At 70.7% G+C, this 24,922-nt stretch carries 25 protein-coding genes, 1 pseudogene and 1 riboswitch; of the genes and pseudogenes, 13 read left to right on the forward strand and 13 right to left on the reverse strand.

All coding sequences use genetic code 11. The annotated features are described in order from the left end of the window. Positions 1 to 99 precede the first annotated feature (99 nt). Positions 100 to 196, forward strand: a riboswitch (glycine riboswitch). 147 nt (positions 197 to 343) lie between these two features. The 7 genes from gcvT (at position 344) to ACIPC1_RS06650 (ending at position 7,339) form a co-directional block, all read left to right on the forward strand. Next, complete coding sequence (gcvT, locus tag ACIPC1_RS06620) at positions 344 to 1,462, forward strand: glycine cleavage system aminomethyltransferase GcvT (RefSeq protein ID WP_402513869.1); 1,119 nt, start codon at positions 344 to 346, stop codon at positions 1,460 to 1,462. 175 nt (positions 1,463 to 1,637) lie between these two features. Further along, complete coding sequence (gcvH, locus tag ACIPC1_RS06625) at positions 1,638 to 2,015, forward strand: glycine cleavage system protein GcvH (RefSeq protein ID WP_384384346.1); 378 nt, start codon at positions 1,638 to 1,640, stop codon at positions 2,013 to 2,015. A 14-nt stretch (positions 2,016 to 2,029) separates the two neighbouring features. Continuing rightward, positions 2,030 to 3,316: a serine hydroxymethyltransferase gene (gene glyA, locus ACIPC1_RS06630; protein ID WP_402513872.1), complete on the forward strand. Its 1,287-nt coding sequence runs from the start codon at positions 2,030 to 2,032 to the stop codon at positions 3,314 to 3,316. Between the two features lie 151 nt (positions 3,317 to 3,467). Continuing rightward, the gene (locus tag ACIPC1_RS06635) at positions 3,468 to 4,835 is read left to right on the forward strand and encodes an L-serine ammonia-lyase (protein ID WP_402513874.1); all 1,368 of its coding nucleotides are present in this window, start codon (positions 3,468 to 3,470) and stop codon (positions 4,833 to 4,835) included. A 287-nt stretch (positions 4,836 to 5,122) separates the two neighbouring features. Further along, positions 5,123 to 5,629 carry a cupin domain-containing protein gene (locus ACIPC1_RS06640; RefSeq protein WP_402513876.1) on the forward strand — a complete coding sequence of 169 codons (507 nt, stop codon included), beginning with the start codon at positions 5,123 to 5,125 and terminating at the stop codon, positions 5,627 to 5,629. After that, on the forward strand, positions 5,626 to 6,897 hold the full coding sequence (locus tag ACIPC1_RS06645) for an MFS transporter (RefSeq protein WP_402513879.1): 1,272 nt from the start codon (positions 5,626 to 5,628) through the stop codon (positions 6,895 to 6,897). Before ACIPC1_RS06640 ends, ACIPC1_RS06645 begins: the two co-directional genes overlap by 4 nt. Positions 6,898 to 6,910: 13 nt before the next feature. After that, entirely contained in the window at positions 6,911 to 7,339 is a 429-nt protein-coding gene (locus tag ACIPC1_RS06650; protein WP_402513881.1) for a VOC family protein, read from the forward strand. Between the two features lie 134 nt (positions 7,340 to 7,473). Here the strand turns inward: ACIPC1_RS06650 and ACIPC1_RS06655 are convergent, their stop codons facing one another. Together ACIPC1_RS06655 and ACIPC1_RS06660 are read right to left on the reverse strand one after the other, a co-directional pair. After that, positions 7,474 to 8,943, reverse strand: coding sequence for a sensor histidine kinase (locus ACIPC1_RS06655; RefSeq protein WP_402513884.1), 1,470 nt, complete (start codon positions 8,941 to 8,943; stop codon positions 7,474 to 7,476). Continuing rightward, positions 8,940 to 9,617 carry a response regulator transcription factor gene (locus ACIPC1_RS06660; protein ID WP_402514824.1) on the reverse strand — a complete coding sequence of 226 codons (678 nt, stop codon included), beginning with the start codon at positions 9,615 to 9,617 and terminating at the stop codon, positions 8,940 to 8,942. The genes ACIPC1_RS06655 and ACIPC1_RS06660 overlap by 4 nt, the downstream gene beginning before the upstream one ends. A gap of 209 nt (positions 9,618 to 9,826) precedes the next feature. Here ACIPC1_RS06660 and ACIPC1_RS06665 point away from each other — a divergent pair, with 209 nt between their 5' ends. Beyond that, positions 9,827 to 11,032, forward strand: coding sequence for an AbrB family transcriptional regulator (locus ACIPC1_RS06665; RefSeq protein WP_402513887.1), 1,206 nt, complete (start codon positions 9,827 to 9,829; stop codon positions 11,030 to 11,032). Between the two features lie 213 nt (positions 11,033 to 11,245). On the opposite strand, the gene ACIPC1_RS06670 is transcribed toward ACIPC1_RS06665, so the two are convergent. Next, positions 11,246 to 12,241 (reverse strand): M56 family metallopeptidase, encoded by a 996-nt coding sequence (locus tag ACIPC1_RS06670; RefSeq protein ID WP_402513890.1) that lies wholly within the window; start codon positions 12,239 to 12,241, stop codon positions 11,246 to 11,248. Between the two features lie 4 nt (positions 12,242 to 12,245). Further along, positions 12,246 to 12,650, reverse strand: coding sequence for a BlaI/MecI/CopY family transcriptional regulator (locus ACIPC1_RS06675; protein WP_402513893.1), 405 nt, complete (start codon positions 12,648 to 12,650; stop codon positions 12,246 to 12,248). Positions 12,651 to 12,816: 166 nt separating this feature from the next. Here ACIPC1_RS06675 and ACIPC1_RS06680 point away from each other — a divergent pair, with 166 nt between their 5' ends. Further along, on the forward strand, positions 12,817 to 14,223 hold the full coding sequence (locus ACIPC1_RS06680; RefSeq protein WP_402513895.1) for a glycosyltransferase: 1,407 nt from the start codon (positions 12,817 to 12,819) through the stop codon (positions 14,221 to 14,223). Beyond that, positions 14,220 to 14,957 (forward strand): polysaccharide deacetylase family protein, encoded by a 738-nt coding sequence (locus ACIPC1_RS06685; RefSeq protein WP_402513897.1) that lies wholly within the window; start codon positions 14,220 to 14,222, stop codon positions 14,955 to 14,957. Before ACIPC1_RS06680 ends, ACIPC1_RS06685 begins: the two co-directional genes overlap by 4 nt. Before the next feature lie 352 nt (positions 14,958 to 15,309). On the opposite strand, the gene ACIPC1_RS06690 is transcribed toward ACIPC1_RS06685, so the two are convergent. Next, positions 15,310 to 16,098 (reverse strand): hypothetical protein, encoded by a 789-nt coding sequence (locus ACIPC1_RS06690; protein ID WP_402513899.1) that lies wholly within the window; start codon positions 16,096 to 16,098, stop codon positions 15,310 to 15,312. A 324-nt stretch (positions 16,099 to 16,422) separates the two neighbouring features. Then, a pseudogene (locus ACIPC1_RS06695) lies at positions 16,423 to 16,679 on the reverse strand (transcriptional regulator); the annotation flags it as partial. A gap of 155 nt (positions 16,680 to 16,834) precedes the next feature. On the opposite strand from ACIPC1_RS06695, the gene ACIPC1_RS06700 reads away from it, so the two are divergent. Together ACIPC1_RS06700 and ACIPC1_RS06705 are read left to right on the forward strand one after the other, a co-directional pair. Continuing rightward, positions 16,835 to 17,410: an ALF repeat-containing protein gene (locus tag ACIPC1_RS06700; RefSeq protein WP_402513902.1), complete on the forward strand. Its 576-nt coding sequence runs from the start codon at positions 16,835 to 16,837 to the stop codon at positions 17,408 to 17,410. 127 nt (positions 17,411 to 17,537) lie between these two features. Further along, entirely contained in the window at positions 17,538 to 18,095 is a 558-nt protein-coding gene (locus ACIPC1_RS06705) for a glycoside hydrolase family 25 protein (RefSeq protein ID WP_402513904.1), read from the forward strand. Between the two features lie 79 nt (positions 18,096 to 18,174). Here ACIPC1_RS06705 and ACIPC1_RS06710 read toward each other — a convergent pair whose 3' ends face one another. The 3 genes from ACIPC1_RS06710 to ACIPC1_RS06720 all read right to left on the reverse strand — a co-directional run bounded on the left by ACIPC1_RS06710 (position 18,175) and on the right by ACIPC1_RS06720 (position 20,178). Next, positions 18,175 to 18,837, reverse strand: a complete 663-nt coding sequence (locus tag ACIPC1_RS06710) for an NADPH-dependent F420 reductase (RefSeq protein WP_402513906.1) — start codon at positions 18,835 to 18,837, stop codon at positions 18,175 to 18,177. 165 nt (positions 18,838 to 19,002) lie between these two features. Then, a complete protein-coding gene (locus ACIPC1_RS06715) occupies positions 19,003 to 19,215 on the reverse strand; it encodes an EF-hand domain-containing protein (protein WP_384384411.1) in 213 nt (70 codons plus the stop codon). Between the two features lie 48 nt (positions 19,216 to 19,263). After that, on the reverse strand, positions 19,264 to 20,178 hold the full coding sequence (locus ACIPC1_RS06720; protein WP_402513909.1) for a MerR family transcriptional regulator: 915 nt from the start codon (positions 20,176 to 20,178) through the stop codon (positions 19,264 to 19,266). A 57-nt stretch (positions 20,179 to 20,235) separates the two neighbouring features. Here ACIPC1_RS06720 and ACIPC1_RS06725 point away from each other — a divergent pair, with 57 nt between their 5' ends. Beyond that, positions 20,236 to 20,874 carry a GNAT family N-acetyltransferase gene (locus ACIPC1_RS06725; protein WP_402513911.1) on the forward strand — a complete coding sequence of 213 codons (639 nt, stop codon included), beginning with the start codon at positions 20,236 to 20,238 and terminating at the stop codon, positions 20,872 to 20,874. A 51-nt stretch (positions 20,875 to 20,925) separates the two neighbouring features. Here ACIPC1_RS06725 and ACIPC1_RS06730 read toward each other — a convergent pair whose 3' ends face one another. From ACIPC1_RS06730 to ACIPC1_RS06745, 4 genes are all read right to left on the reverse strand, one after another. Further along, complete coding sequence (locus ACIPC1_RS06730; RefSeq protein ID WP_402513912.1) at positions 20,926 to 22,110, reverse strand: YncE family protein; 1,185 nt, start codon at positions 22,108 to 22,110, stop codon at positions 20,926 to 20,928. Further along, the gene (locus ACIPC1_RS06735; RefSeq protein WP_402513915.1) at positions 22,110 to 22,979 is read right to left on the reverse strand and encodes a polysaccharide deacetylase family protein; all 870 of its coding nucleotides are present in this window, start codon (positions 22,977 to 22,979) and stop codon (positions 22,110 to 22,112) included. The genes ACIPC1_RS06730 and ACIPC1_RS06735 overlap by 1 nt, the downstream gene beginning before the upstream one ends. Before the next feature lie 254 nt (positions 22,980 to 23,233). Further along, positions 23,234 to 23,842, reverse strand: a complete 609-nt coding sequence (locus tag ACIPC1_RS06740; protein ID WP_402514826.1) for an ATP-binding protein — start codon at positions 23,840 to 23,842, stop codon at positions 23,234 to 23,236. A gap of 250 nt (positions 23,843 to 24,092) precedes the next feature. Beyond that, positions 24,093 to 24,860 (reverse strand): enoyl-CoA hydratase/isomerase family protein, encoded by a 768-nt coding sequence (locus tag ACIPC1_RS06745; protein WP_402513917.1) that lies wholly within the window; start codon positions 24,858 to 24,860, stop codon positions 24,093 to 24,095. Positions 24,861 to 24,922 lie beyond the last annotated feature (62 nt).

The following is a 24,922-nucleotide window of genomic DNA, read 5'->3' on the forward strand; positions in this document are numbered from 1 at the left end:
GAGTCACTGTGGGTCGCTGTGCGGGGGCGTTCGAAGGTGCCCCTCCCGTGTCCCCGGGATGCGTGCAATGATGTGCGCGCCAACTGCATACCGGCCGCTTGAATCCGCGCGGGAGAGTTCCGGGGCACGTCGCCCCGGGCGCCGAAGGAGCAAGTCCCTCCCTTGAATCTCTCAGGCCCCGTACCGCGCGGGCGAGGCACATCTGAAAAGCGGGCCGCCGACCAGTGGCCCCACCCAAGGTGCAAGTCATGACCTCCGTTTCGCGGGGTCGTGATGAACCTCTCAGGTTCCGATGACAGATGGGGAGGAACGACCTCGCCGTCATGCCTTGGGAGCCCCACCGATGAGCAGCAACGCACCCCGTCACACCGCCCTCGATGCCCTGCATCGCTCGCTCGGCGCGACGATGACCGACTTCGCGGGCTGGGACATGCCCCTGCGCTACGGCTCCGAACGCGACGAGCACCTCGCCGTCCGTACGAAGGCCGGTCTCTTCGACCTCTCGCATATGGGAGAGATCACGGTCAGCGGGCCCCAGGCCGCCGCTCTCCTCAACCACGCGCTGGTCGGCAACATCGCCTCGGTCGGTGTCGGCCGCGCCCGCTACACGATGATCTGCCGGGCGGACGGTGGCATCCTCGACGACCTGATCGTGTACCGCCTTCAGGAACACGAGTACATGGTTGTCGCCAACGCCTCCAACGCCCAGGTCGTGCTGGACGCCCTCGTGGAGCGTTCGGCGGGCTTCGACGCCGTCGTGCGGGACGACCGTGACGCGTACGCGCTGATCGCCGTTCAGGGCCCGGAGTCCCCCGGCATCCTCAAGTCCCTCACCGACGCCGACCTCGACGGCCTGAAGTACTACGCGGGTCTGCCCGGCACGGTCGCGGGCGTCCCCGCCCTCATCGCCCGCACCGGCTACACCGGCGAGGACGGCTTCGAGCTGTTCGTCTCCCCCGGCGACGCCGAGCAGGTGTGGCAGGCGCTGACCGAGGCGGGCGCCCCGTACGGGCTCATCCCGTGCGGTCTGTCCTGCCGGGACACCCTGCGCCTGGAGGCGGGCATGCCGCTGTACGGGCATGAACTGAGCACCTCGCTCACCCCCTTCGACGCCGGCCTCGGCCGGGTCGTGAAGTTCGAGAAGGAGGGCGACTTCGTGGGGCGCGAGGCGCTCTCCGAAGCCGCCGCGGCGGCTGTCGAGAACCCTCCGCGGGTGCTCGTCGGTCTGATCGCCGAGGGCCGTCGCGTCCCGCGCGCCGGGTACGCCGTCGTCGCCGACGGCAAGGTCGTCGGCGAGGTCACCTCGGGCGCCCCGTCCCCGACGCTGGGCAAGCCGATCGCGATGGCCTACGTCGACGCCGCGCACTCCGCTCCGGGTACCGCCGGAGTCGGTGTGGACATCCGGGGCAGCCACGAGCCGTACGAGGTCGTGGCGCTGCCGTTCTACAAGCGCCAGAAGTGAGACTGGCCCACGGGCCGGGCTTCGGGCTCCACGGTCGACAGAAGCGACACCTGGGCACATATCGGGTATCCAGCCCGACCGTACTCGCCGGACGTGCCACCGGGCACACATCCGCCCAGCTCATCACCCCTCCCCCCGTCATCAGCACTCCCCCGCGTACAGGAGAATTCAGGACATGAGCAACCCCCAGCAGCTGCGCTACAGCAAGGAGCACGAGTGGCTGTCGGTCGCCGAGGACGGCGTCTCGACGGTCGGCATCACCGAGTTCGCGGCCAACGCGCTCGGCGATGTCGTCTACGCCCAGCTTCCGGAGGTCGGTGACACGGTGACCGCGGGCGAGTCCTGCGGTGAGCTGGAGTCGACCAAGTCGGTGAGCGACCTGTACGCGCCGGTCACCGGCGAGATCGTGGAGTTCAACCAGGACGTGGTGGACGACCCCGCCCTGGTCAACTCGGCCCCCTTCGACGGCGGCTGGCTGTTCAAGGTGCGCATCGCGGACGAGCCGGACGACCTGCTCTCCGCCGACGAGTACACCGCTTTCACCGCCGGCTGAGGAGTCGTAGCCCCATGTCTGAACCCAAGTCGCTTCTGAACACCTCTCTCCACGAACTCGACCCCGACGTCGCCGCCGCCGTCGACGCCGAGCTGCTCCGCCAGCAGTCCACCCTCGAGATGATCGCCTCGGAGAACTTCGCTCCGGTCGCGGTCATGGAGGCCCAGGGCTCGGTCCTGACCAACAAGTACGCCGAGGGCTACCCCGGCCGCCGCTACTACGGCGGCTGTGAGCACGTCGATGTCATCGAGCAGATCGCCATCGACCGCGTCAAGGCGCTCTTCGGTGCCGAGCACGCCAACGTGCAGCCCCACTCGGGCGCCCAGGCCAACGCGGCCGCGATGTTCGCGCTGATCAAGCCGGGCGACACGATCATGGGTCTGAACCTCGCGCACGGCGGGCACCTGACCCACGGCATGAAGATCAACTTCTCCGGCAAGCTCTACAACGTGGTCGCCTACCACGTGGACGACGCCACCGGCCAGGTCGACATGGCCGAGGTCGAGAAGCTCGCCAGGGAGTCCCAGCCGAAGCTGATCGTGGCCGGCTGGTCGGCGTACCCGCGTCAGCTCGACTTCGCCGAGTTCCGCCGGATCGCGGACGAGGTCGGCGCGTACCTGATGGTCGACATGGCGCACTTCGCCGGTCTGGTGGCGGCGGGCCTGCACCCCAACCCCGTACCGCACGCCCATGTCGTCACGACCACCACCCACAAGACGCTGGGCGGCCCGCGCGGTGGCGTGATCCTGTCCACGGCCGAGCTCGCCAAGAAGATCAACTCGGCGGTCTTCCCGGGCCAGCAGGGCGGTCCGCTGGAGCATGTGATCGCCGCCAAGGCCGTCTCCTTCAAGGTCGCCGCGACGGACGAGTTCAAGGAGCGCCAGCAGCGGACCCTTGACGGTGCGCGGATCCTGGCGGAGCGGCTGGTCCAGGACGACTTGACGTCGGCCGGTGTCTCGGTGCTCTCCGGCGGCACGGACGTGCACCTCGTCCTGGTCGACCTGCGCAACTCCGAGCTCGACGGACAGCAGGCCGAGGACCGTCTTCACGAGGTCGGCATCACGGTCAACCGCAACGCCGTCCCGAACGACCCGCGTCCGCCGATGGTGACCTCGGGTCTCCGTATCGGTACGCCGGCCCTGGCGACCCGCGGCTTCACGACCGAGGACTTCGCCGAGGTCGCGGACATCATCGCGGAAGCCCTCAAGGCGCCCTCTCCCTTCGGGGCGGCCGACGCGGACTCACTGAGGACCCGGGTGTCCGCGCTGGCGGACAAGCACCCGCTGTATCCCGGCCTGTAGAAGTTCGTACGGCTTCACGCGTTTCCTGCGTTTCGTCATCGGATTCGCCTGGAACGTACGTTTCTTCGGGGCGCCGCGCACACTGGATGACAGCTGTGGGCGGCGCCCGCCCCTTGCACCACCCCTGTTCTGCCTGCTTTGAGGAGTTCCCGTGGCCATCTCGGTCTTCGACCTGTTCTCGATCGGCATCGGCCCGTCCAGCTCCCACACGGTGGGCCCGATGCGCGCGGCACGCATGTTCGCCCGGCGCCTGCGCAACGAGGCCGTGCTGGACTCGGTGGTGTCGATACGCGCCGAGCTGTACGGCTCCCTGGGCGCGACCGGCCACGGGCACGGCACCCCCAAGGCGGTGCTGCTCGGTCTGGAGGGCGCCTCACCGCGGACGGTGGACGTGGAGGGAGCCGACGGCCGGGTCGAGGAGATCAGGTCGGCGGGCCGCCTGAAGCTGCTGGGTGAGCACGAGATCGACTTCTCCTTCTCCGACGACCTGATCCTGCACCGCCGCAAGACGCTGCCGTACCACGCGAACGGCATGACGGTCTTCGCGTACGGCGCCTCGGGCGAACCCGTGCTGGAGAAGACGTACTACTCGGTCGGCGGCGGCTTCGTGGTCGACGATGACGCGGTGGGCGAGGACCGCATCAAGCTGGACGACACGGTCCTCAAGTACCCCTTCCGTACGGGCGACGAGCTGCTGCGGCTGACCCGCGAGACCGGTCTGTCGATCTCCGCGCTGATGCTGGAGAACGAGCGGGCCTGGCGGACGGAGGAGGAGATCCGCGAGGGCCTCCTCGCGATCTGGCGCGTCATGCAGACATGCACCTCGCGCGGCATGTCCCGAGAGGGCATCCTGCCCGGCGGTCTCAAGGTCCGCCGCCGCGCGGCCATGTCCGCGCGCCAACTCCGCGCCGAGGGCGACCCATTGGCCCACGCCATGGAGTGGATCACCCTCTACGCGATGGCGGTGAACGAGGAGAACGCGGCGGGCGGCCGGGTCGTCACGGCCCCGACGAACGGCGCGGCCGGCATCATCCCGGCGGTCCTGCACTACTACATCAACTTCGTGCCCGGCGCCGACGAGGAGGGAGTCGTACGTTTCCTGCTCGCGGCCGGAGCCATCGGCATGCTCTTCAAGGAGAACGCGTCCATCTCCGGCGCCGAGGTCGGCTGCCAGGGCGAGGTCGGCTCGGCCTGCTCGATGGCCGCCGGCGCCTTCGCCGAGGTCCTCGGCGGCAGCCCCGAGCAGGTCGAGAACGCCGCCGAGATCGGCATGGAACACAACCTCGGCCTCACCTGCGACCCGGTCGGCGGCCTCGTCCAGATCCCCTGCATCGAGCGCAACGGCATGGCCGCGGTCAAGGCCGTCACAGCCGCGAAAATGGCCATGCGCGGCGACGGCTCCCACAAGGTCTCCCTCGACAAGGTCATCAAGACCATGAAGGAGACGGGCGCGGACATGAGCGTCAAGTACAAGGAGACGGCGCGGGGCGGGCTCGCGGTGAACATCATCGAGTGCTAGGGAAGTAGGCCCCCGACCCTCTCAAGGTCTCCCTCGCAGCCGCAGCCACGGCACTGAACCAGGTCTCCCCCACGGCACGCCGACCTCCTTACGGCCCGGCGGCGTCTCCGGGGTGCCCACCCCCGGGGTGCGAAGTCGTCGATGCCGTTCGGGTGATCGGACGCCATTCGATCTGTCGTATGAAGAACGTGTGACAGCGATCATGAACGCCGCCAGCGCTCGGGGGATGTCGATGTACGTTGAAGAGAGTTGCAATGGCGAACGTGATGCACGACAGGGGGAGTTGTTTGCCGACCACAGAGCAGCGCCGGGAGGAGGAGCAGTCCCCCGCCGCCGACCACCGCGTCCACCCGGCCGGTCGTGCCGACGACTGCCAGGAGCCCTGTCACGCTCGCGACATCCACAGCGGCTTCCTCATCGCCCCTGTTGACCGGTACCAGACCGCCCGGCGTGAGGACGACGTCCTTGCCGTCGGTTTCCATGGCCTGGAAGAGCGACCGACCCGCCTCGGTGAGAACTCCGCGTCCGCGCCGGTCGAATTGTGGCTGATGAACCGGGTGGAGCGCAGGACCGCCTGCTGCCGGTCCGTCAGCAGCTCCCTGGCCCACACGCCGAGGCCACGTGATACGACCGACCTGGACCCCGGGGACATCGTGCTCGTGCCGGCCTGGTCGCGGCACCACTTCACCAACCCCTCGGCCGAGGACCTGGTGCTGCTGAACCTGATGAACATCCCCCTGCTGGCGCACCTGGGGAACCTGGCCTCCGGGCAGCAGCAGGAGGCCGGCTCGTGACGGGGTCCGACCCCACCACGGCGACGGCGGACGAGGCGGTCCCCGGCGAGGCACCCGCGCAGGTGGGGGACTCGTACAAGTGGACCGTGCTCGGGCTCGCCGTCACTGCCCTGACCACCGGCTCCGTCGTCTACTCCGGTGTCAGTGTCCTGATGCCGTTCTGGAAGGACACCTACCAGCTGTCCGCCGCGACGGCCGCTCTCGCCGCCACCGCGGTCCAGGCCGGGCCGATCGCCTCCATGCTCGTCCTCGGACGGGCCATCGACCGCTACGGAGAGCGCTGGGTCGTCTCCCTCACGATGATCGCCATGGGCATCACGGCCTTCATCGCCGCGGCCAGTGGACCGAGTTACCCGATGCTGCTGCTGTTCATCCTGGTGATGGGTGCCTTCTACGGAAGCATCCTGCCGGGCGGGCAGCGGGCCATCACCCGCTGGTTCGAGCCCGGACTGCAGGGCATGGCCACCGGTATCCGGCAGAGCGGGCTGCCGATCGGCGCGGCCCTCGCCGGCGCGGTCCTGCCCGCGCTCGCGCTGCACCACGGATGGACGGCCGCGGTGGTCGTCCAGGGCGTGGCCGGCGTTCTCGGCGGCGTGGTGTTCGGGGCCTTCTACTGGCGCGCCGGCGACACCGCCGCGGTCGGCCGCAAGGCACCGGTGAACATCCGCCGCCTCGCCTCGGGCCTCATACGCGACCGCCTCGTCAGGTCACTGCTGATCAGCGGTCTCGCCCTGGCTGCCCTGCAGTACGTGTTCTCGGCGCAGATCCTGATCTTCCTCAGTGACCATCTGCGGATCCCGATCGTCACGGCCGGGTTCATGTACTCCGTGGCACAGGCGGCCGGGATCGGCGGCCGGATCGGCCTGGCCTGGATCAGCGACCACTTCTGGCCGGGCAGGCGGATGCGCTCCCTGCAGTGGATCCTTCTCGTCTCCGCGCCGCCCGTGGCCGCCCTCGCACTGCTGACCCCCGGTTCGCCGCGCGTCCTCGCGTACGCCCTCTGCACCGTCCTCGGCCTGCTCAGCGTCGGCTGGTACCCGCTCTACCTCGTCCAGGTCGCCGACATCGCACCCCGGCACGCGGTGGCCTCCACGATCAGTTTCGCGATCACCCTGAACCAGATCATCGCCGCCGCCATGCCCCCGCTCTTCGGCCTCCTCGTCGTCACCGCCGGCTACCGCACCAGCTGGCTCTTCCTCGTCGCGATCCTGGTCCTGACGGCCCTTCAGCTACGCCGCACCCAGGCGCTCGCCAGCCGCACCCCCTAGCAGGCACTCCCCCGTGCTCAAGCGCATCGGCCACATCGGCGTCGTCGACGACGGCCTCTTCCGTGCCAAGAAGTTCCTGGAAGGCCTCGGCCTGACACTCGAACTCGAACGCGAGGTGCCCGAACGCAGTGTGAAAGCCGCGTTCTACCGGTGCGGCGACGGCCGCATCGAGCTGATCGAACCCACCTCCGCGGAGGCTCGCGAGCGCCGTCCCGGCGAAGGCAACAGGGCCCGCAGCGAACACATCGCCGTCGAGATCGACGACGACATCTCAACCATCATGAAGGCCATTCGCGGCCTCGGCGTCGAGTTCGTCGCGCCCCAGCCCGTAGCGATCGACGGCAACCTCAACGCCTTCACTCAGCCCGACACATCGCAGGGAATCCAGTCCCAGCTTGTCGAGCGCGGCGCGGCGACGCACACGGCAGGAGCCGCAACTTGAACATCGCGGTCGCCCAGCACGCCCGGAACCTGGATCCACAGGTCGGCTGCTCGGCCCGAGGTCCGCCGACGAAATGCCCAGCGGTTCGCCGATGACGCGAACCGGTAGCGGACAGCCGTGGCCCGGGGCCGCGGTCAGTCGATGTTGCCCTCCGCGGAGGGCAGGAGGACGCGGATCCTCGCGCCTCCGAGGCCGCCCTCGCCCGGGGGCTGGTCCGCGTGCGCGGTGACGGATCCGCCGTGGTGGGCCACTACGTGGCTGACGATGGCGAGCCCGAGCCCGGAACCACCGGTGTCGCGGGAACGGGCCTCGTCCAGCCGCGTGAAGCGTTCGAACACCCGCTCCCGGTCGGCGGCCGGGATACCCGCCCCGTCGTCACTGACCGTCAGCTCGATCTCCCCCTCCCGGCGGCCCAGTTCGATCCGGATCCGGCCGGCGGCGTGCCGGCGGGCGTTGTCGAGCAGGTTGACCACCACGCGGCGCAGGGCGTCGGCATCGCCGCGGACCCGCCCGGCGGACACCGAACTCGCGTCGATACCGGCGCCGGCCAGCGCGTGCCGACGTCTGACCTCTCCCAGCACCACCTCGTCCAGGTCCACGACGTCGTGGGACCACCGCGGTGCGGGGTTCTCGCTGCGGGCCAGGGCGAGCAGCCCTTCCACAAGGTCGTGCAGTCGCTCGACGTCGTCCAGCAGCGCCGCGGTGACCGGGCGGTCCCGTGCCGGATCCGGATAGTGGACCAGAACCTCCAACTGGGCCCGGATCGCGGTCAGCGGACTGCGCAGTTCATGGGCGGCATCGGCGACGAACCGACGCTGCGTCACGGACGCCGCCTCCAGGCGCGCCAGCATCTCGTTGAGTGTGACCGCGAGGGCGTGGATCTCGTCGCGGGACGCCGGCAGACCCAGGCGGCGGTGGAGATCCGTGTCGCTGATGTCCATGGCGTGGCGTCGCAGCGTCTCCACCGGCCGCAGCGTACGTCCCGCGGTGTGCCACACCGTCCAGGCCACCAGCACGATGAGCGCCGGGTAGCCGATCACCAGACCCATCGTCAGTGTGTGTTCGGTGCGCTCCGCCTGACCGAGTGACACGGCGGCGATGACGGTGACCTCGTCTCCTCGCAGGCTCGCCGTCCGGACGGCGACCCGGAAGTCGCCGCCGTCCCCGATACTCAGGTCCTCCAGCGTCATCGCGTGTCCCGCGCGCAGGGGGGCGGGCAGCGGGTGCGGGAAGTGCCCGGCCACCGAAGGGTCGCTGCCGACGTACGAACTGGCCAGCGTGCGGCCCGAGGAGTCGAGGACCTCCGTCACGTCCACGTCCGCGCCGTTCGACGGAATGATGGTGTGGAGCTGGTCCCGCTCGACGAGCGAGACAACGTCGTCGACGTGCTGCCGTGCCGTCGAGTCGAGCCCGCTCACCATGGAGTGCTCGAGCCAGAGGAGCAGCCCGACGCCCGCCAGTCCCAGGGAGGCGGCGACGATCGCGGTGGCGACGAGGGCCACGCGGAGCCGCAGGGTCAGTTTCCCGAACGCCGCCGATCCTCGCGGAAGCCGCGCACGGATCCGGCCGAGGGCCGGCCGGTACCGTGCCTGAAGGACCGTCATCCGCCCCTCCCGTCCAGGCGGTAGCCGACCCCGCGCACCGTCTCGATGGCGGAGCGGCCGAAGGGGACGTCGACCTTTCTGCGCAGGTAACCGATGTAGACCTCGACGATGTTCGGGTCCCCCTCGAACCAGGCGTCCCACACCTCGGAGAGCAGCTCGCTCTTGCTCGCCACGGTGTCGGCGTGCCGCAGGAGGTACTCCAGTAGACCGAACTCCCGCGGCGTCAGCGGCAGTTCCTTCTCACCCCGACCGCACCGGTGTGCGCCGGGGTCCAGCCACAGGTCGCCCGCGGTCAGGACGGGCAGCCGCTGCGGAGCGGTGCGGCGCAGCAGCGCGCGGATCCGGGCGAGCAGCACGACGAACGAGAACGGTTTGGTGAGGTAGTCGTCGGCGCCCAGGTCCAGCGCGTCCGCCTCGTCGTACTCGCCGTCCTTGGCCGTGAGGACCAGCACCGGTGTGGTGATCTCGGCCGCGCGCAGCGCGCGGCACACGTCATAGCCGTTCCGCAGCGGAAGCATGAGGTCCAGGACGATGACGGCGTATTCGTTGCGCCGGGCGAGCAGCAGGCCCTTCTTGCCGTCCTCGGCGACGTCGACACCGAATCCCTCGGCACGCAGCACCCGTTCGACGGCGCCGGCGATGTGCGGTTCGTCCTCGACCACCAGCACGCGCACCGGCGACTCCTCCTGCTCGGCCGGGCTCCACGCGGTCACCCGATGCACCGGTCCTGAGTCTAGACGGCGGACCGGAGGGCTCTCAGCTGCCTCTCAGGTGCTCTCAGGAGCAGCACAGGCACCCCCGGGCACAGTTACCGACAGCGCGTCCGTACTAGCGGTCGATCCTGCGGACAGCGTCCTTTCCCCCCACGAGAGGCGCCGACGACATGACTCCTCACCCGGTCCAGCAGCGAGAACGGCGAGAGCACGATCCGTCAGGCCCTTCCGCACCGCCGGCCACCGGGCTCGGGACACCGGCGGGCAGAGCCGCGGCCCGGACCTCGGCAGGTCGCTGGGCCATAATCGTCTTAGGTGGCTACCTGGCGGGCGCCACCGCCTCGGCCTTGGGCCTCCCTTCCCCGTACCTGTTGGCGGCTTTGCTGGTGGGCGCCGCCCTGAGCCTGTCGGGTCTGGTCAGGGACCGGTTGCCGGAGGCCGCGAACCGCTCGTCCCAGGCGGTGGCCGGTGCGCTGATGGGCAGTTATCTGACACCGGCCGCGCTGGCAGCGGCGGCGCCGTTGGCACTGCCCCTGACCGTGGTGACCGTGGCCACCCTCGTCCTGAGTGTGACGGTCGCCTGGTGCCTGGCCTGCCGTGGCCGGATCACCCGTCCCAGTGCGGTTCTCGGGATGGCGCCCGGCGGCTCGGCCGCGATCGTCACCTGCGCCGACGAGCTGGGAGCCGACGTCCGGCTCGTCGCCTTCACCCAGTACCTGCGGGTCGGGCTGGTGGCGTCCACCGCCCCGCTCGTCGCCCGCTGGCTGGCGTCGCCCCCGGCGGACGCGGGGGCCACGGCGCCGGGTGGCGGGAACCCGGTCGGGCGGCTGCTGCCACTGGTTGCCGGCTCGGACCAGGACGCGGGCCTGGTCGTCCTCGCGCTCGTGGCGGTGTGCGGCGCCCACGCCGGTCGCCGGCTTCGCCTGCCGACGCCGGTGCTCATCGGCCCCATGATGGTGGCGCTCGCAGCGACGATGAGCGGGCTCCTGCCGGGCTTCGCGCCGACGGGGGTCCTCCAGAACGGTGTCTTCGTCCTGGTGGGCCTGGACGTGGGAGTCCGTTTCACCCGCGCGACCGTCGTACGTGTCCGCTCGCTGCTGCCGTCGCTCGTGGCGGCGACGGCGGCCGTCTGCCTCGGTTGTGCGGGGATGGCCTGGGTGTTCGCGAAAGCCACCGGCTCACCCGTGGTCGACGCCTATCTCGCGACCACCCCGGGTGGCATCAACGCGGTCCTGGCCACCGCGGTCACCTCCCACGCCGATGTGGCGCTGGTCTCCACCGTGCAGAGCCTGCGGCTGCTGATCGTCGTCCTGGCGATGCCCTGGGTCATCCGGCTCGTAGTGCCGAGCGGCCACCCGAAGCGGCATGTGCCGTAGCTGCCGAGGGGTCACCCGAAGCGGCAGCCGCCATACCTGCCAAGGTGTCACCCGAAGCGGCAGCCGCCATACCTGCCAAGGTGTCACCCGAAGCGGCAGCCGCCATACCTGCCAAGGTGTCACCCGAAGCGGCAGCCGCCATACCTGCCAAAGGGTCACCCGAAGCGACAGTCGCCATAGCTCCCCAGCGCCCCTACGCGGCTACCCGCGGCGTCATCCGTCTCCGTCGCCCCCGCGGTGGTCGCAGCAGGCATCCGGCCGCGGCGCGGGATGCCCCGCGCCCGACGCCCCGGCGTCCGCGGCGCACTGGGCCCGCTCCGCGCTGTCGACCAGGCTCTCGCTGTCCGACGCGGCGTTGGCCAGGCTGGCACAGCACAGGGTCAGCAGAAGGGCGCCCGCCACAAAGGGCAGGGCGCGGCGCGCGGGAGGCGGTGCCAGCAGGGCCTGCACGCGCTGCGGCACCTCGCCACCGGTCGCGGCCAGGGCAGCGGGGCGCCCCGCCCCGGCGGAGGCAAGCGCCGCCCGACCGACCGCGCGGGCCACGACCGTACGGCTTCCCACGTGGGCGGCGGCTTCCTCGTCGGCCCAGCGCTCCAGTACGAACCCGCCTGCCTCGGCCAGCGGTCGCAGGAGCGGGTTGACGGCCGCGGTGAGTCTCCACACGGCCTGGAAGAGATGGTGACGGCTTCGCAGATGGGCCCGCTCATGCGCCAGGAGTGCCTCGCGCTCCGCGTCACCGAGGCAGCGCAGCATTCCCCGGGACACCACGATCCGTCCGGGGGCGCCGGGAAGCGCGAACGCCTGCGGGACCTCGTCGTCGAGCACCACAAGTTCTGTGTCGCCGGGCACCCGGTGGCATTCACGGCGGGCCCACAGGACGTGTCGGCCCTGCCGGACGGCCGCCACGCCCAGCGATACGAGCCCCGCCGTCAGGGTCAGGGCGCTGAGGGCCGCGACGGCCAGGGAGACCGGGTCCTGGGTGCGCAGAGCGGCCACCGACCAGTGGCCCTCCTCGGCGACCTCGGGTATCTGCGCGAACCCGGTGAAGGCCAGCAGGGCCAGTGAGCCGAGCCAGCCGGTCGCCGTCACGAGCGCCGCGCACGCCAGGGACCAGGCCGCGGGCCGCGGTGCCGGCCGCCGGGCCGCCCGGGGGGCGAGCATGGCGAGGACCACGGTGACAAGGAGAGGGATGTAGACGCTGATCGTCACCGGTTCACGGCCCGTCGTCGCTGCGTCCGGCGCCCTGCTCGCCCAGCAGGCGGTGCAGCAACTGCTCGTCCTGTTGGGAGAGTTCATTGACGAAGCGGGTGAGCACCGCCTCCCGGTCCGAGCCGCGCTCCAGCAGGCCGTGCATCCGTACGGCGGTGTCGGACGCCTCGTCCCGGACCGGCGCGTACGCGTATCCGCGACCGGCTTGATGCCGCAGGAGCATGCCCTTGTCGTGCAGGCGCGACAGGATCGTCAGCACCGTCGTGTAGGCGAGATCTCCGGTCAGCCGCTCCAGGACCTGCCGTGCGGTCAGCGGCTCGTGCGCGGCCCACAGGGCTGCGAGGACGCCGCTTTCCAGTTCCCCGCGTGCCCTTCTGCCGGTCGCCCCGCCGCTCGTCCGGTCACCCATCGTTCACCCGCCTTCCCGTTCGGCACCCCAGCCTACCGGCGGACCTACTACGGCATGTAGGACGCCGGGGGAATCTCCACCACGGGAACTACTACATCTTGTACGAGTTTACCTACTACATGTTGTAGAGTCTGGCCGCCCACTCCACCTGCGGAGGAACGAGCCCATGCCCCACCTCGGAAGTTCGGCACACCCGCGCGCCCTGGCGGCCGCCACCCTGCACCCCGATCCGGTGCCGGCCACGGCACGGGCCGAACGCGTCGCGATCGTCTCGGCGAGCATCGGCGCCGGCCACGACGGCGCCGCCGCCGAACTGGCCCGCCGGCTCACGGCCCACGGCCTCGTCGTGGACCGGTTCGACCTGCTGGACCTGCTGCCGGCCCGCCTGGGACGGCTCGTCCGGGACGGCTACCACCGCATGCTCGTCCAGGCACCCTGGGCCTACCAGCGGGTCTACCGCAGTACGGAACGCGCAGGCGGTGGCGGGCCGTTGGCCGCGGTCCTGCTGCGAACCGCCGAGGAGCGCATGCTGGGCGCCCTGCACCCCGACACCGGTGCGGTCGTCTCCACGTACCCGGGGGCCAGCCGTGTCCTGGGCAACCTCCGGCTGCGCGGGCGGCTGGCCGCGCCCGTCCTCACGTATCTCACCGACTTCTCCGTCCACCCGCTGTGGGTGGCCGACGGTGTCGACGTCCACCTCGCCGCACACGCCGTACCCGCCGCCCAGGCGCGGGCCGCCGGAGCGCGGAACGTCAGGGTGGGGGGCCCGGTGGTGGATCCGCGGTTCCGTCCCGGCAGCGCGCGGGAGCGCGACGCGGCCCGGGCACGCTTCGGGCTGCCGGAGAACGCTCCGCTGGCGCTGCTCGTGGCCGGCTCCTGGGGGGTCGGCCCCGTCCGGCAGGTCGCCCTGGAACTGCGCGACTGCGGCGCCGCCGTCCCCGTGGTCGTCTGCGGCCGCAACGAGACGCTGGCCGAGCGGCTTCGAGCGGACGGCATCGAACACGCCTATGGCTGGGTCGACGACATGCCCGCCCTGATGCACGCCGCCGACGTGCTGGTCCAGAACGCCGGCGGGCTCAGCTCCCTGGAGGCGTTCGCCACCGGTCTGCCCGTGGCGAGCTACCGGTGCATACCGGGCCACGGTCTGACCAACGCCGCCGCTCTGGAGGAAGCCGGCGCGGCCGTCTGGATCCGTGACCCGGCCGACCTCAAGTCCGTGCTGTGCGACCTGATCGACGGCTCGCTCGGACTGAGCCAACGCGCGGTCGGCCTCGCCCTCTTCGCCGCCGAGCCCGACGGCGGACCCGCCGCGGAGATAGCGCGCGTTCACCACGCGGGTACGCCTCCGCTGCCCGCCCGGCCCGCCGCTCGACGACGGCGCCGCGGGGCACGCCGGCTCCTCGCCACAGCCGCCGTGGCATGCGCGGTGTGGGCCTGCGCCGTAGGCACGGGGATCGCCACCGCGTACGACGGCTCCGGCATGATCCACGCCATCGGGCACAGTCTCGACCCGGACGACGCGGACAACCCGCCCCCGGGCCTCCCCTCCCACACCGAGGGCCATCACTCGTGACCGCCGCACGGCTGCTCCGTACCGCCGCTCTCGCCGCCCTGCCCGCCCTCGCAGCCGCCCATTGCGCACCCGCCGTCTCCACCTTCGGGCCACTGCGCAACCGCACCATGCCCCGTCTCTCGGGCCGGGGCCGCCCGGACCACATCGCCCTGACCTTCGACGACGGACCCGACCCGCTGTCCACCCCGCACTTCCTGCGCCTCCTGGCCGCGCGCCGAATCCGGGCGACCTTCTTCTTGCTGGGCCGCGAGGCGCACCGCTCGCCCGGCCTGGTCCACGAGATCGCCGCGGCGGGACACGAAATCGGCATCCACGGCTGGCTGCACCGCCCGCTGCTGCTACGCGGCCCACGCGCCACGTACGACGACCTCGCCCGCGCCCGTGACACCGTCGCCGACATCACCGGACTGCGACCCACCCTGTTCCGGCCCCCGTACGGCGTCATGTCGACCGCCGCCCATCTCGGGGCCCACCGCCTCCGTCTCACCCCCGTGCTGTGGACCTGCTGGGGTGAGGACTGGACCGCCCGCGCCACACCGGCATCCGTCCATCACACGGTCACCTCCGACCTGGACAGCGGCGGCACCATCCTGCTCCACGACTCCGACTGCACGTCCGCCCCGGGCGCCTGGCGCTCCGCCCTGGGGGCGCTCCCCCGCATCCTCGACACCTGTGAGCAACGGGGCTACGAGGTAGGCCGGTTGAGCGACCACGGATGGCCCCGCCCGGCCTGACGCATCGAGGTCGACACGCTCCCGCCGATCGCGCATCGTCGCCATCGCCGGGGACTACGTACGGACGTACGACGTGCACCGAGCGCCGCCACCGCCGAGTCCATGCGCACCATCTGCGACACCCCGCCGGGACGACGCCCGGGGCGGCATGCTCACCGCTCCGGGCACCGCCGAACTCATGCCCGCGCTGCCTCACGTCACCTGAACTCCTGGACGCACCAGGCAACTTGAGGGTCACGTTCGACGGCCCGCGTCTGGGGGCCGGCATCCGCCCCCGTTCGCCTCACGGCTCTTCGCGCCCGGGCAACGCGCGGATCCCGGCGGCGGACAGCCCCGCCGGCGGTACCGGACGTCACGACATATCGCGGCCGATGTCCTTGCGCGAGACGGCCAGATAGCCGACGAAGCCGAGGATGGCCACCGTCCAGGACAGCGTGACCGGCCCCAGACCCAGGCCGAGCCCGCCCCGGTCATGGCCGACGGCCATCCAGTCCGCGACGGAGGCACCGAGCGGGCGGGTGATGACGTACGCCGCCCAGAAAGCGGCGACCGCGTTCAGGCTGCCCCAGCGGTGAGCGACGGCCGGAACGGAGATCGCGGCGGCGAACAGGACGGCGGAACCCAGGTAACCGAAGCCGATCGTGGCGGTCAGGTCGCCCGCGGCGGTGCCCAGCGCGAACGTGGCCAGAACGGCGGCCCAGTAGAAGATCTCGCGGCGCCGGGTGTGCACGCTGTGAATGGACAGGGTGCCCTCGCTGCGGAACCAGAGGGCGAAGACGGCAGCCAGCGCGGCCATGAAGAAGGGGGTCGAGAGCGCATAGGGCACGCCGAGGCCGACGTGCAGGACGTCGGCGGCCATCGTGCCGAACACACTGACCATGACGATCGCGGTCCAGTAGATCCAGGCCACGTACCGCCGGACGGCGAACTGCACCGTCAGGGCGGCCACCAGGGCGATGCCGCCGAGGCCGACCGCGGGGATCGGGCCGAACAGGTGGGCCAGCCAGTCGGAGGCCGTCTCGCCCATGCCGGTCGTCAGCACCTTGATGATCCAGAAGTAGACGGTCACCTCCGGCACCTTGCTCGCCGCGTGTCGCGCGAAGCGCGGAGGCCGGTCGTGAGTGAGGTGATCAGTCGTCATGGCAGGCACGATGGCACGGGGCCCCGTGCTTGCCCCAGACCCCTTTGCCAGAGTTTTGGCGCTTCCGGTACCCGAGTTGCCCAAGGCTCGCCCGAGCCTGAACACAACCTGAACACGGTGGCCAATGGGCTGGTCAGCGGCGTGCGGACAGTGATATCGGCGATCCGGGGGTGTCCACGTCATGGACCGGACCGGACTCACGAGGTCCTGGGGCGGCTCGGCCTGTCAGTACCGGTGGTGGGGGCGAACCGGTTGCGCAACCCGGAGGACGACCTGCCACAGGACCTGTTCGGTGGCGGCCTGCCCGTGGCCCGGGCAGGGTGCTCATCCGACCATTGGCTGTGTCCCCACTACGGACAGGAGGGCCAGGCGTTCGGCGTCCTGGGTGCCGGGTTCGGCCGTGTAGATCATGTGCGCAGATCACTGCCTTCCACGCTGAGCACATCGCGGTCCAGCGTCAAGACGCCCACCTGCGGGTGCTCGGCGGTCTTGTGCGCAGCCCCGTGTCGGCCGACGGCGCCGGAGTCCCACAGTTCCGCGAACCGGTCATTGTTCGTGCGCAAGTGGCCGACCAGGCGTCGTCGGTGCTGGCCGGGGTGATCGCTGAGGGCGTCACCTGCTGCGGTTCGGCGGGGAAGGCGGGCCTGTCGCACGGGCTACGCCCATGAAATGATCTCGTCGCTGACGAGGAACAGTCAGTGAGTCAGTGAGTCATCATCCATGGGGGGACAAGAACATGAGACTGACCCGTGCGGCGCTCGTCGTGGCCGCGGGCGCGCTGGCCCCGGCCCTGCTGCTCTCCACGCCGTCCTTCGCGACGGCCACCGCATCGGCATCCGCACCCGTCACCACGTCGGTCGCGACGGAACCGACCGATGAGGACAACGCTGTCGCCATCGCCAGGATCCTGGCCGACCCCGCCACCGGCAAGGCCGTACGCAGGGAAGCCGGCAAGGCCCTCGACGGCACCGCCGCGGACAGGACCTACTTCCTGGAGACCGGCCGCTGGATCGCCCAGGACGAGGACAACACCGTCGCCATCGCCACGATTCTGGCCGACCCCGCCACCGGCAAGGCCGTACGCAGGGAAGCCGGCAAGGCCCTCGACGGCACCGCCGCGGACAGGACCTACTTCCTGGAGACCGGCCGTCGACTTGCCCAGGCCGAGGACGATCGCGTCGCCATCGCGACGATCCTCGCCCGTCCCGGCATCAGCGATGCCCTGCGCGCGGCGGCGGGGCAGGCACTGGAGGGCACCCCGGAAGAGATGCGCTACTTCCTGGAGGTCGGGCAGTACGAAGTGGACGGCTAAGACCTCACCGATGGGTTGACGCCGTACCGGTCGGCGGACCGGCGACGGCGTGAAAAGGGGTGACGGGCTGCTCAGGGGGAACGCTGGAGTTCAACCCCTCCAGTCCCCCACCGCCCGGAGACCCCACATGCTGCGAGGCATCGACGTCAGCGCCTACCAGTCCTCCGCGTACGACACCGACGGCCTCTCCTTCGTCTTCATCAAGGCGACGGAGGGCCGTTCGTACGTCAACCCCAAACTCACCGCCCAGGTGAAGACGGCCCGTGACGCGGACTGCGTCGTCGGCTTCTACCACTTCCTGTGGCCCGGCAACATCACCGCCCAGGCCGAGTACTTCCTCAGCAAGGCCCCGGAGAAAGCGGGCGACCTGCTCGTCGTCGACTGGGAGACGACCGGCGACGGCACCCACGCGAGCAACGCCGAGAAGGACCGCTTCATCCACAAGGTGAAGGAACTCCGCCCGAACCACCGGGTGCTCCTCTATGCCAACAGGAACTACTGGCTCAACGTCGACACCACCTCGTACGCCGGCGACGGTCTGTGGATCGCCGACTACGTCACTGCGGGGCACCCGCGCATCACGGCGAAGTGGCGGTTCCACCAGTACACCGACGATCCGCTGGACAGGAACGTCGCCGACTTCAGCAGCAAGGCAGCACTGCGGACGTGGGCCAAGGCCGGCTGACCCCCGCGGCCCCGGCCCACCCACAGCACCGCAGTACGGGAAGTCAGTGCGGCCCCTCCCCTGCGCCGGCCGAGCGACGTCAGGCGCGGAAGTCCGCCGAACGCTCCGGTGGCGCGTCGGCCAGGGCCTTCGTCACCGCGGCCGTGTCCTCCGCGAGGCCGTACACGGGGGTGCCGGGCTGCTGGCGCCAGGAGTCGTCGAGGCCGCCGGCATCCACGGTGTCGAAGCCGAGCTCGTCGATGAGGGCGCGGACGACGCGCTTGGCGGTGTCGTCGTCGCCGGCGACCGGGAGGGCGATGCGGTCGGGGGCGCCCGCCGGGCGCGGGAGGTCCAGGAGGTTCTGGGCGTAGATGCCGTTGAAGGCCTTGATGACGGGGTGGCCGATCTGCTGGGCCGTCCAGCGGCTCTCGGTGAGGCCGTCGTCCTCGATGGCGGCGATCCTGCCGTCGCGCTGCTGCGGGTAGTAGTTGCCGGTGTCGATGACGGTGACCCCGTCCGCCGCCTCGTCGAGCAGTCCGGAGGGCAGGTTCGGCACCGCCTTCACGGGGATCGTGATCACGACGATCTCGGCTCCGCGCGCCGCGTCCTCGACCTTGACGGCTGTCGCCCCGGTCTCCTCCGCCAGGCCGGCGAGGGTCTCCGGGCCGCGGGAGTTCGCGACGGAGACTTCATGTCCGAGGGTGGTGAGACGCCGGGTGAGGTTGCCGCCGATGTGGCCCGCGCCGATGATGCCGATCTTCATGAGACAGACCCTTCTGGGGTGGATGCTCCTGATGCAGATCATCAACCCCGGGCACCGAACCCGCTATTCCGCGAGCTCCGAGAACTACGGCGAGCGAGTGACCCGGGTCGGCTGCCCATGGCAGAGGGGCGCCCCCGCGGCACGGCGACGCCCCTCCCGCCTGGCTCACTTGTTCAGGTGGGCCCAGAACTCCTCGAACGACAGGAGCTTGTCGCCGTTGAGGTCGCGGCTGGCGATCACGGCCTCTGCCACCGCCTCGGTGACGTTCCAGTCCCCGCCCTGGGCGAGGGCGCTCTTGAACTCGGCAGCGGTGATGAACCCGTCCCCGTCCGTGTCGATCCGCTCGAAATGCTTGCGTGCTTCCTCGATGTCCGCCACCGGTCCGCCCCTTCGTAGTGCATTACCGCCATGTGTACGGAGGTCAGATTAACGGGCGGCCCGAGCGCGGAGTGCGGCGACCACCCAGGCGAACTCCTCGCGGTGCGCGGACAGCGGCTCCGTGCCACGGACCAGCGCGTTCAGCTCCCGGAAGCGGGCCACCTCCACCTGCGCGGCAGACTCCATGCGTTCCAGTACGACGGCTCGGTCGGCGTTGCCCAGCAGCGCGGCCAGCACCTCCTCGGCCTCGGCCGACTCGGGGGCGAGGCCCCGTTCCCGCGCCTCGACCGCGAGCTGCACCAGCCGGCTCATGAACCACAGGGAGGTACCGGCCGGCTCCTCCGGTCCCCGGTCCGCCGCGTTGAACTCGATCATCTTCCGCATTCGTGCACGGAAGCCCAGGTCCTGCATCAGTTCGGCCAGTTCCACCCATGCGTCCACCTGTGCGGGCGTGGGGTCCTCGGGCAGCTCGGCGATTCCGAACCGCATCCGGGTGCGGATGTCGGGGTCCGCGTTGTCGAGGCCCGCGAAGGTCTCCTCCATGAAGTCGTCGGCGATCCGACTCCGTTCGGCGGCCGACAGCCGCGCCAGCTTGTTCATCAGGGTCATCTCCTCCGCGGTCGAGCCGCGTCGCGCCACGGTCGACAGCACCGCCCGGGTCACCTTCAGCGATCGGATCTGCGCGTCCAGGGCGGCAACATGCGTGGCCGCGACCTCCGCGACCGTGGTCTCGCCCGTCAGGACACGCCGTACCTCGTTCAGTCCAAGGCCCAACTCCCGTAGCGTCCGGATCAGTTGGAGACGGGCCACGGAGGCCGCCTCGTACAGCCGGTAGCCACCCGCCGAACGGGCCACCGGGGGCAGGGCGCCCTCGTCGGACCAGTAACGGATGGTGCGCACCGTCAGACCCGTGCTCCGGGCGAGCTCGCCGATGGTGAACAGTCCGGTGCCGTCTTCGATCATGTCTGGGAGTCTTGGCCTTCCAGTGGGTGGAGACTCAAGTGAGAGGTACCGGGGGTCATGGCTGACACGCTGCGGGACATTCTGGACGCGGCGGCGCGGGGCGTCTTCCCGCCGGCCGACGGCGGCACGACCGTCGTACGCCAGCACTCCCACCGTGACGCCGGGGTCCTCGCCTTCACCGCGCACTCCGTCGTCTTCACCGACGAGGACGAGGAGTGGGTGCGCGACACCCTGGACCGGATCGACTGTGACGCGCTCGCCGCGACGATGAATCCGCGGTTCCTCGCCGCGTTCATGGACCGGACGGCACGCTCGAACGACACGATCGACCTGCTCGCCGTCGCCACGCCGCTCCCGGGGCAGCCGCCGCTCGCGCTGACCGAGATCCGTGATCCCGAGCACCACCGGGTCGCCCGCGCGCTCAGGCATCGCGACGAGGTACGGGTGTGGGCGGCCGACGGTGGGGTGCTCATCCTGGGGCGTGGGGTCGCCGGGCGGCTGGAGGCCGCGGTGGAGGTGGACGAGGCCGTACGGCATCGGGGGCTGGGGCGTGCGCTGGCCGCGGCGGCGCGGCAGCTGGCCGGGGGCGAGCCGGTGTGGGCCCAGCTGTCGCCGGGGAACGCCCGCAGTCTGCGGGCGTTCCAGGCGGCCGGTTACGTTCCGGTGGGTGCGGAGGCGCTGCTCACGGCGCACTGAACCTCGGCGTCGGATCACCGGGCACCGGGCCCACGTACGGCTGCCGTTCGGTCAGCGGAAGATGCCGGTGTGGCCGAGCGAGTAGCGGCCCGGCTGCGGGTACACGGCGAGGCCGTGCGGGCCGCTGCCGACCGGGATGCGGGCGAGCTGGACGCCGGTGCGGGTGTCGATGGCGTACACCTCGGCGTTGTAACGCCCGGACAGCCACAGGACCTTGCCGTCGGCCGAGACGCCGCCCATGTCGGGGCTGCCGCCGTCGGGCAGATGCCACTTCTTGGTCAGCTTGTTCCGGGTGAAGTCGAAGACGGAGACGGAACCCTCGCCTCGGTTGGAGACGTACATCTCGCGCGAGTCGCGGCTGACGTACAGGCCGTGGCAGCCCTTGCCGGTGGGGAGGAGGGTGGGCTCGGTGAACTTGTCGCCGTCCAGGACCCACATGCCGTCGGCCATCATGTCGGCGATGTAGAACTTCTTGCCGTCGGGGGAGAGCTTGACGTCCTGCGGCATCGCGCCGTCGAACGGAAGCTTCTGCTGCCCGGTCACCTTCATCTTCTCGGTGTCGACCTTGAGCAGTTCGCCGCTGAACTCGCAGGAGACGATGAAGTAGCGGCCGTCGGCCGAGAAGTCGGCGTGGTTGACGCCGTAGCAGCCGACCGGTTCGGTCTTGATGCGCTTCATGGTGTGTGCGTCGCGGAAGACCAGTTCGCGGTCGAGGGAGGCCATGACGATGGCGTATTTGCCGTTGGGCGTGAAGTAGAGGTTGTACGGGTCGTGCACCTCGACCTCCTTGCCCGCCTTCCCCGTCTTCGGGTCGATGGGGGTGAGCGTGTGGCCGCGGTTGTTGTTGACCCAGAGCGTCTTCATGTCCCAGGAGGGGACGACGTGTTGGGGCTGGCGGCCGACGTGGAGGGTGTCGATGACCTTGTACGTCTTCGGGTCGATGACCGAGACGGTGTCGGACCCGGTGTTGGGGACGTAGACGCGGGAGGGGAAGTCCTTGACCGCCGGGGACAGCTTGCCCGGGCGGTCGGCCGCGTAGACGTCCGTCGGGTCGAGCACGGGAGGCATGCCGGGCAGGCCCCGGGCGACCGGCGGTTTCCTGGCCGGGGCCGGCTCGGCGGCACGCTTGGTGCCGAGGGCCTCGTTCGCGTGGTCCCCGGACTGGGTGCCGCAGGCGGCGAGGACGGCCAGGGCGGCGCCCGCGACCAGGGCGCGCTTCGTAAGGTTCCGGTGCATCAGCTCAGCAGCTCCGTGGTGGTGACCGCGCGCAGGCCGCGGCGGTTCAGGTCTTCCAGGACGGCGGGCAGCGCGGCGACGGTGTCCGCGTACCCGAAGTGCAGGCTCACCACAGATCCGTTGCGGATCTCGCCGGTGATCCTTTGAGTGACGGCGGGGGCGCCCGGTGAGGTGAAGTCGAGCGGGTCGACGTCGTAGGAGAGGACGTGCGGATAGCCCGCGCCGCGGGCGAGGCGTGCGACGAGCGGGGAGGCGTGGGCGGTACGGGACGGCCGGAACCAGGTGCCGATGGAGCCGGTCAGGCGGCGCAGCCGCTCCGCGCAGCCCCGGATCTCCGCGTCCGCCTCCGCCTCGGACAGCGCGTTGATGTCGAGGTGCCGGAGGGTGTGGTTGCCGAGGTCGTGGCCGCCGTCGAGGATGCGGCGCGCCAGGTCGGGGTGCTCGTCGAGCCAGCTCCCCACGGCGAGCACGGTGACGTGGGCACCGCCCTTCTCGGCCTCGTCGAGGACCGCCCTGGCGATGGCGGGGTCGCCCTGGCCATGGAAGGTGAGGGCGACTCGGGGGTGGGCGCGGGGGCCGTGGACGATCTCCACGGGCTGCTCCGGGAAGCGGCGGGGCGCGGGGGCGGCGGCCGCAGGTGCGCTGCGGGCGGGGGCTGCCGGGGGTGTGCTGCGGGTATGGGCCGCCGGGTGCGCCACGGCGCCGACCCCGCTCGCGGAGCATCCGGCCGCGAGTGTCCCCGCCCCGACCGTCCCGGCCGCGAGCGCGATGCCCGAACGCAGCACCACCCGCCGGTCAGGCGCCGCGCGTGCGGAGCGTCCTTCTGAGGGTTGCTGGCGAGGGCGATCGACCTTGGTCACCCGCACCATTTAAGGCGATTTGCGGTTAAAAGTGGCGATTGCGTCTATTGGGGGGCGGGTCGCGGGCAGGGCACGGAGGGCGCGAGGCGCCTGTGGATCGGTCACCCACGTCTGCGATAGTCGGCGGTGCGACCTCCACCCATTGACCCGGGCTTTGGTTGTCGCCGGTGTCGCGGTTCACACCCCAATTCGTTCCGCGGCGCCCCGGAGCCCCGGTCGCTCGCTGAGCGGTCGGGGCTTTCGCACAGTCGGGACGGGCGGGGTCAGCGGTCGGCGACACGCATTTCGAACCAGGTGGTCTTGCCGCGGGGCAGAAGGTCGACGCCCCAGCGGTCGGAGAGCTTGTCGACAAGGAAGAGGCCACGGCCGCTCAGGTCCATTTCGTGGACCGGCATCAGACAGGGAAGGCCGCGTGAGGGGTCGCGGATCTCGATACGGATCCACCCCCGGCGGCGGCGCATACGGAGCCCGAAGACACGGGCGCCGGTGTGCCGTACGGCATTGCCGACGAGTTCGGAGACCAATAAGACGGCGTCTTCCGTCATCTTCGGCGAGAGTCCCCAGTGCCGCAGGACGACGACCTGGGTGAGCCGCCGCGCGGTGGCCGCGGACTCCGGGCGGGACGGCAGCGGCACCTCCGCCTCGACCGGATTGCCGAACAACTCGACTGCCCTGAGCGCCTGTTCGTCCTCGACCGCAGGCGTCCAGCGCGCCGCGGTCGCACTCCCGTGCCGCCGCGGCGGTTCGATACCTTCCAGCCCCGCCATGCCCCCATCATGGCCGCCCAGAGCCCCCTTCGGGGCCGTTCCGCAGGAATACGCCCCCCGGAACCTCCCATTCCACGGCATCTGATCGGCATATGCCACAGTCAGTTCGGACCACGCCGCAGCCCATCTGACCTGCTGGGACTACCCATTTGAGGGCAATCCCGAGCCTCCCCCACGCAGCAGACTTAAGGTTGCCTTAAGGCTCGCATAATCCAGCCCTTCGGGGGACGCCGGGTAAGACATCCCGTCAACTGCAAGTGGATAAGCGGAACTTGTCGTGCGAGTTTCGCCGGCCTCGCGGCGGACGATGCAGCGGCCGCACGGTGGCCGCTGCATCGTCCGCACGGTGGCCGATCTAACGGAACTTCGCCTTCCCCGGCCCGTCCTCCACGAAGCTCCGCATCCCCCGCTCCCGGTCCTCCGTCGCGAACAGCCCCGCGAACCAGTTGCGTTCGATCGCGAGCCCGGTCTCGATGTCGGTCTCGAGACCCGCGTCGATGGACTCCTTCGCGGCACGCAGCGCGATCGCGGGTCCCTGCGCCAGCCGCGCGGCCCACGCGTGCGCCTGGGCGTACACCTCCTCGGCAGGGACCACCCGGTCCACCAGGCCCAGCGACAGCGCCTCGTCGGCCTTCACCATCCGCCCGGTGAAGATGAGGTCCTTCGCCCGCGACGGGCCGATCAGCCGGGACAGCCGCTGGGTGCCGCCCGCGCCGGGGATCACACCGAGCAGGATCTCGGGCTGCCCGAGCTTCGCGTTCTGGCCGGCGATACGGTAGTCCGCGCACAGCGCCAACTCGCAGCCGCCGCCCAGCGCGTACCCGGTGACCGCCGCGACGACCGGCTTGGGGATGCGGGCGACGGCGGTGAAGGAGTCCTGTAGGGCCTTGGACCGTACGACCATCGCCGCATGGTCCATGGCCTGCATCTCCTTGATGTCCGCGCCCGCCGCGAACAGCTTCTCCCCGCCGTACAGCACCACCGCGCGCACGTCGTCCCGGGCCGTGGTCTCCTCGGCGAGCTCCTTGAGGCGGTCCTGTGTGGCGACGTCCAGCGCGTTCATCGGCGGACGGTCGAGCCGGATGGTGCCGACGCCCTCGGCAACTTCAAGATGCACAGTCATGGGAGCAGGTTAGTGGCGGTTAACGACAACGGGCCCGGTGTGCTCAGTCACAGCACACCGGG

The sequence above is a fragment of the Streptomyces sp. NPDC087263 genome, assembly GCF_044744645.1.
Taxonomy (GTDB): domain Bacteria; phylum Actinomycetota; class Actinomycetes; order Streptomycetales; family Streptomycetaceae; genus Streptomyces.

Bases quoted from the DNA above. Each gene is read 5' to 3' on its own strand.
- gcvT (WP_402513869.1), top strand. From the start codon at position 344: ATGAGCAGCAACGCACCCCGTCACACCGCCCTCGATGCCCTGCATCGC.
- gcvH (WP_384384346.1), top strand. From the start codon at position 1,638: ATGAGCAACCCCCAGCAGCTGCGCTACAGCAAGGAGCACGAGTGGCTG.
- glyA (WP_402513872.1), top strand. From the start codon at position 2,030: ATGTCTGAACCCAAGTCGCTTCTGAACACCTCTCTCCACGAACTCGAC.
- ACIPC1_RS06655 (WP_402513884.1), bottom strand. From the start codon at position 8,943: ATGACGGTCCTTCAGGCACGGTACCGGCCGGCCCTCGGCCGGATCCGT.
- ACIPC1_RS06665 (WP_402513887.1), top strand. From the start codon at position 9,827: ATGACTCCTCACCCGGTCCAGCAGCGAGAACGGCGAGAGCACGATCCG.
- ACIPC1_RS06675 (WP_402513893.1), bottom strand. From the start codon at position 12,650: ATGGGTGACCGGACGAGCGGCGGGGCGACCGGCAGAAGGGCACGCGGG.
- ACIPC1_RS06680 (WP_402513895.1), top strand. From the start codon at position 12,817: ATGCCCCACCTCGGAAGTTCGGCACACCCGCGCGCCCTGGCGGCCGCC.
- ACIPC1_RS06690 (WP_402513899.1), bottom strand. From the start codon at position 16,098: ATGACGACTGATCACCTCACTCACGACCGGCCTCCGCGCTTCGCGCGA.
- ACIPC1_RS06700 (WP_402513902.1), top strand. From the start codon at position 16,835: ATGAGACTGACCCGTGCGGCGCTCGTCGTGGCCGCGGGCGCGCTGGCC.
- ACIPC1_RS06705 (WP_402513904.1), top strand. From the start codon at position 17,538: ATGCTGCGAGGCATCGACGTCAGCGCCTACCAGTCCTCCGCGTACGAC.
- ACIPC1_RS06710 (WP_402513906.1), bottom strand. From the start codon at position 18,837: ATGAAGATCGGCATCATCGGCGCGGGCCACATCGGCGGCAACCTCACC.
- ACIPC1_RS06720 (WP_402513909.1), bottom strand. From the start codon at position 20,178: ATGATCGAAGACGGCACCGGACTGTTCACCATCGGCGAGCTCGCCCGG.
- ACIPC1_RS06725 (WP_402513911.1), top strand. From the start codon at position 20,236: ATGGCTGACACGCTGCGGGACATTCTGGACGCGGCGGCGCGGGGCGTC.
- ACIPC1_RS06730 (WP_402513912.1), bottom strand. From the start codon at position 22,110: ATGCACCGGAACCTTACGAAGCGCGCCCTGGTCGCGGGCGCCGCCCTG.
- ACIPC1_RS06735 (WP_402513915.1), bottom strand. From the start codon at position 22,979: ATGGTGCGGGTGACCAAGGTCGATCGCCCTCGCCAGCAACCCTCAGAA.
- ACIPC1_RS06745 (WP_402513917.1), bottom strand. From the start codon at position 24,860: ATGACTGTGCATCTTGAAGTTGCCGAGGGCGTCGGCACCATCCGGCTC.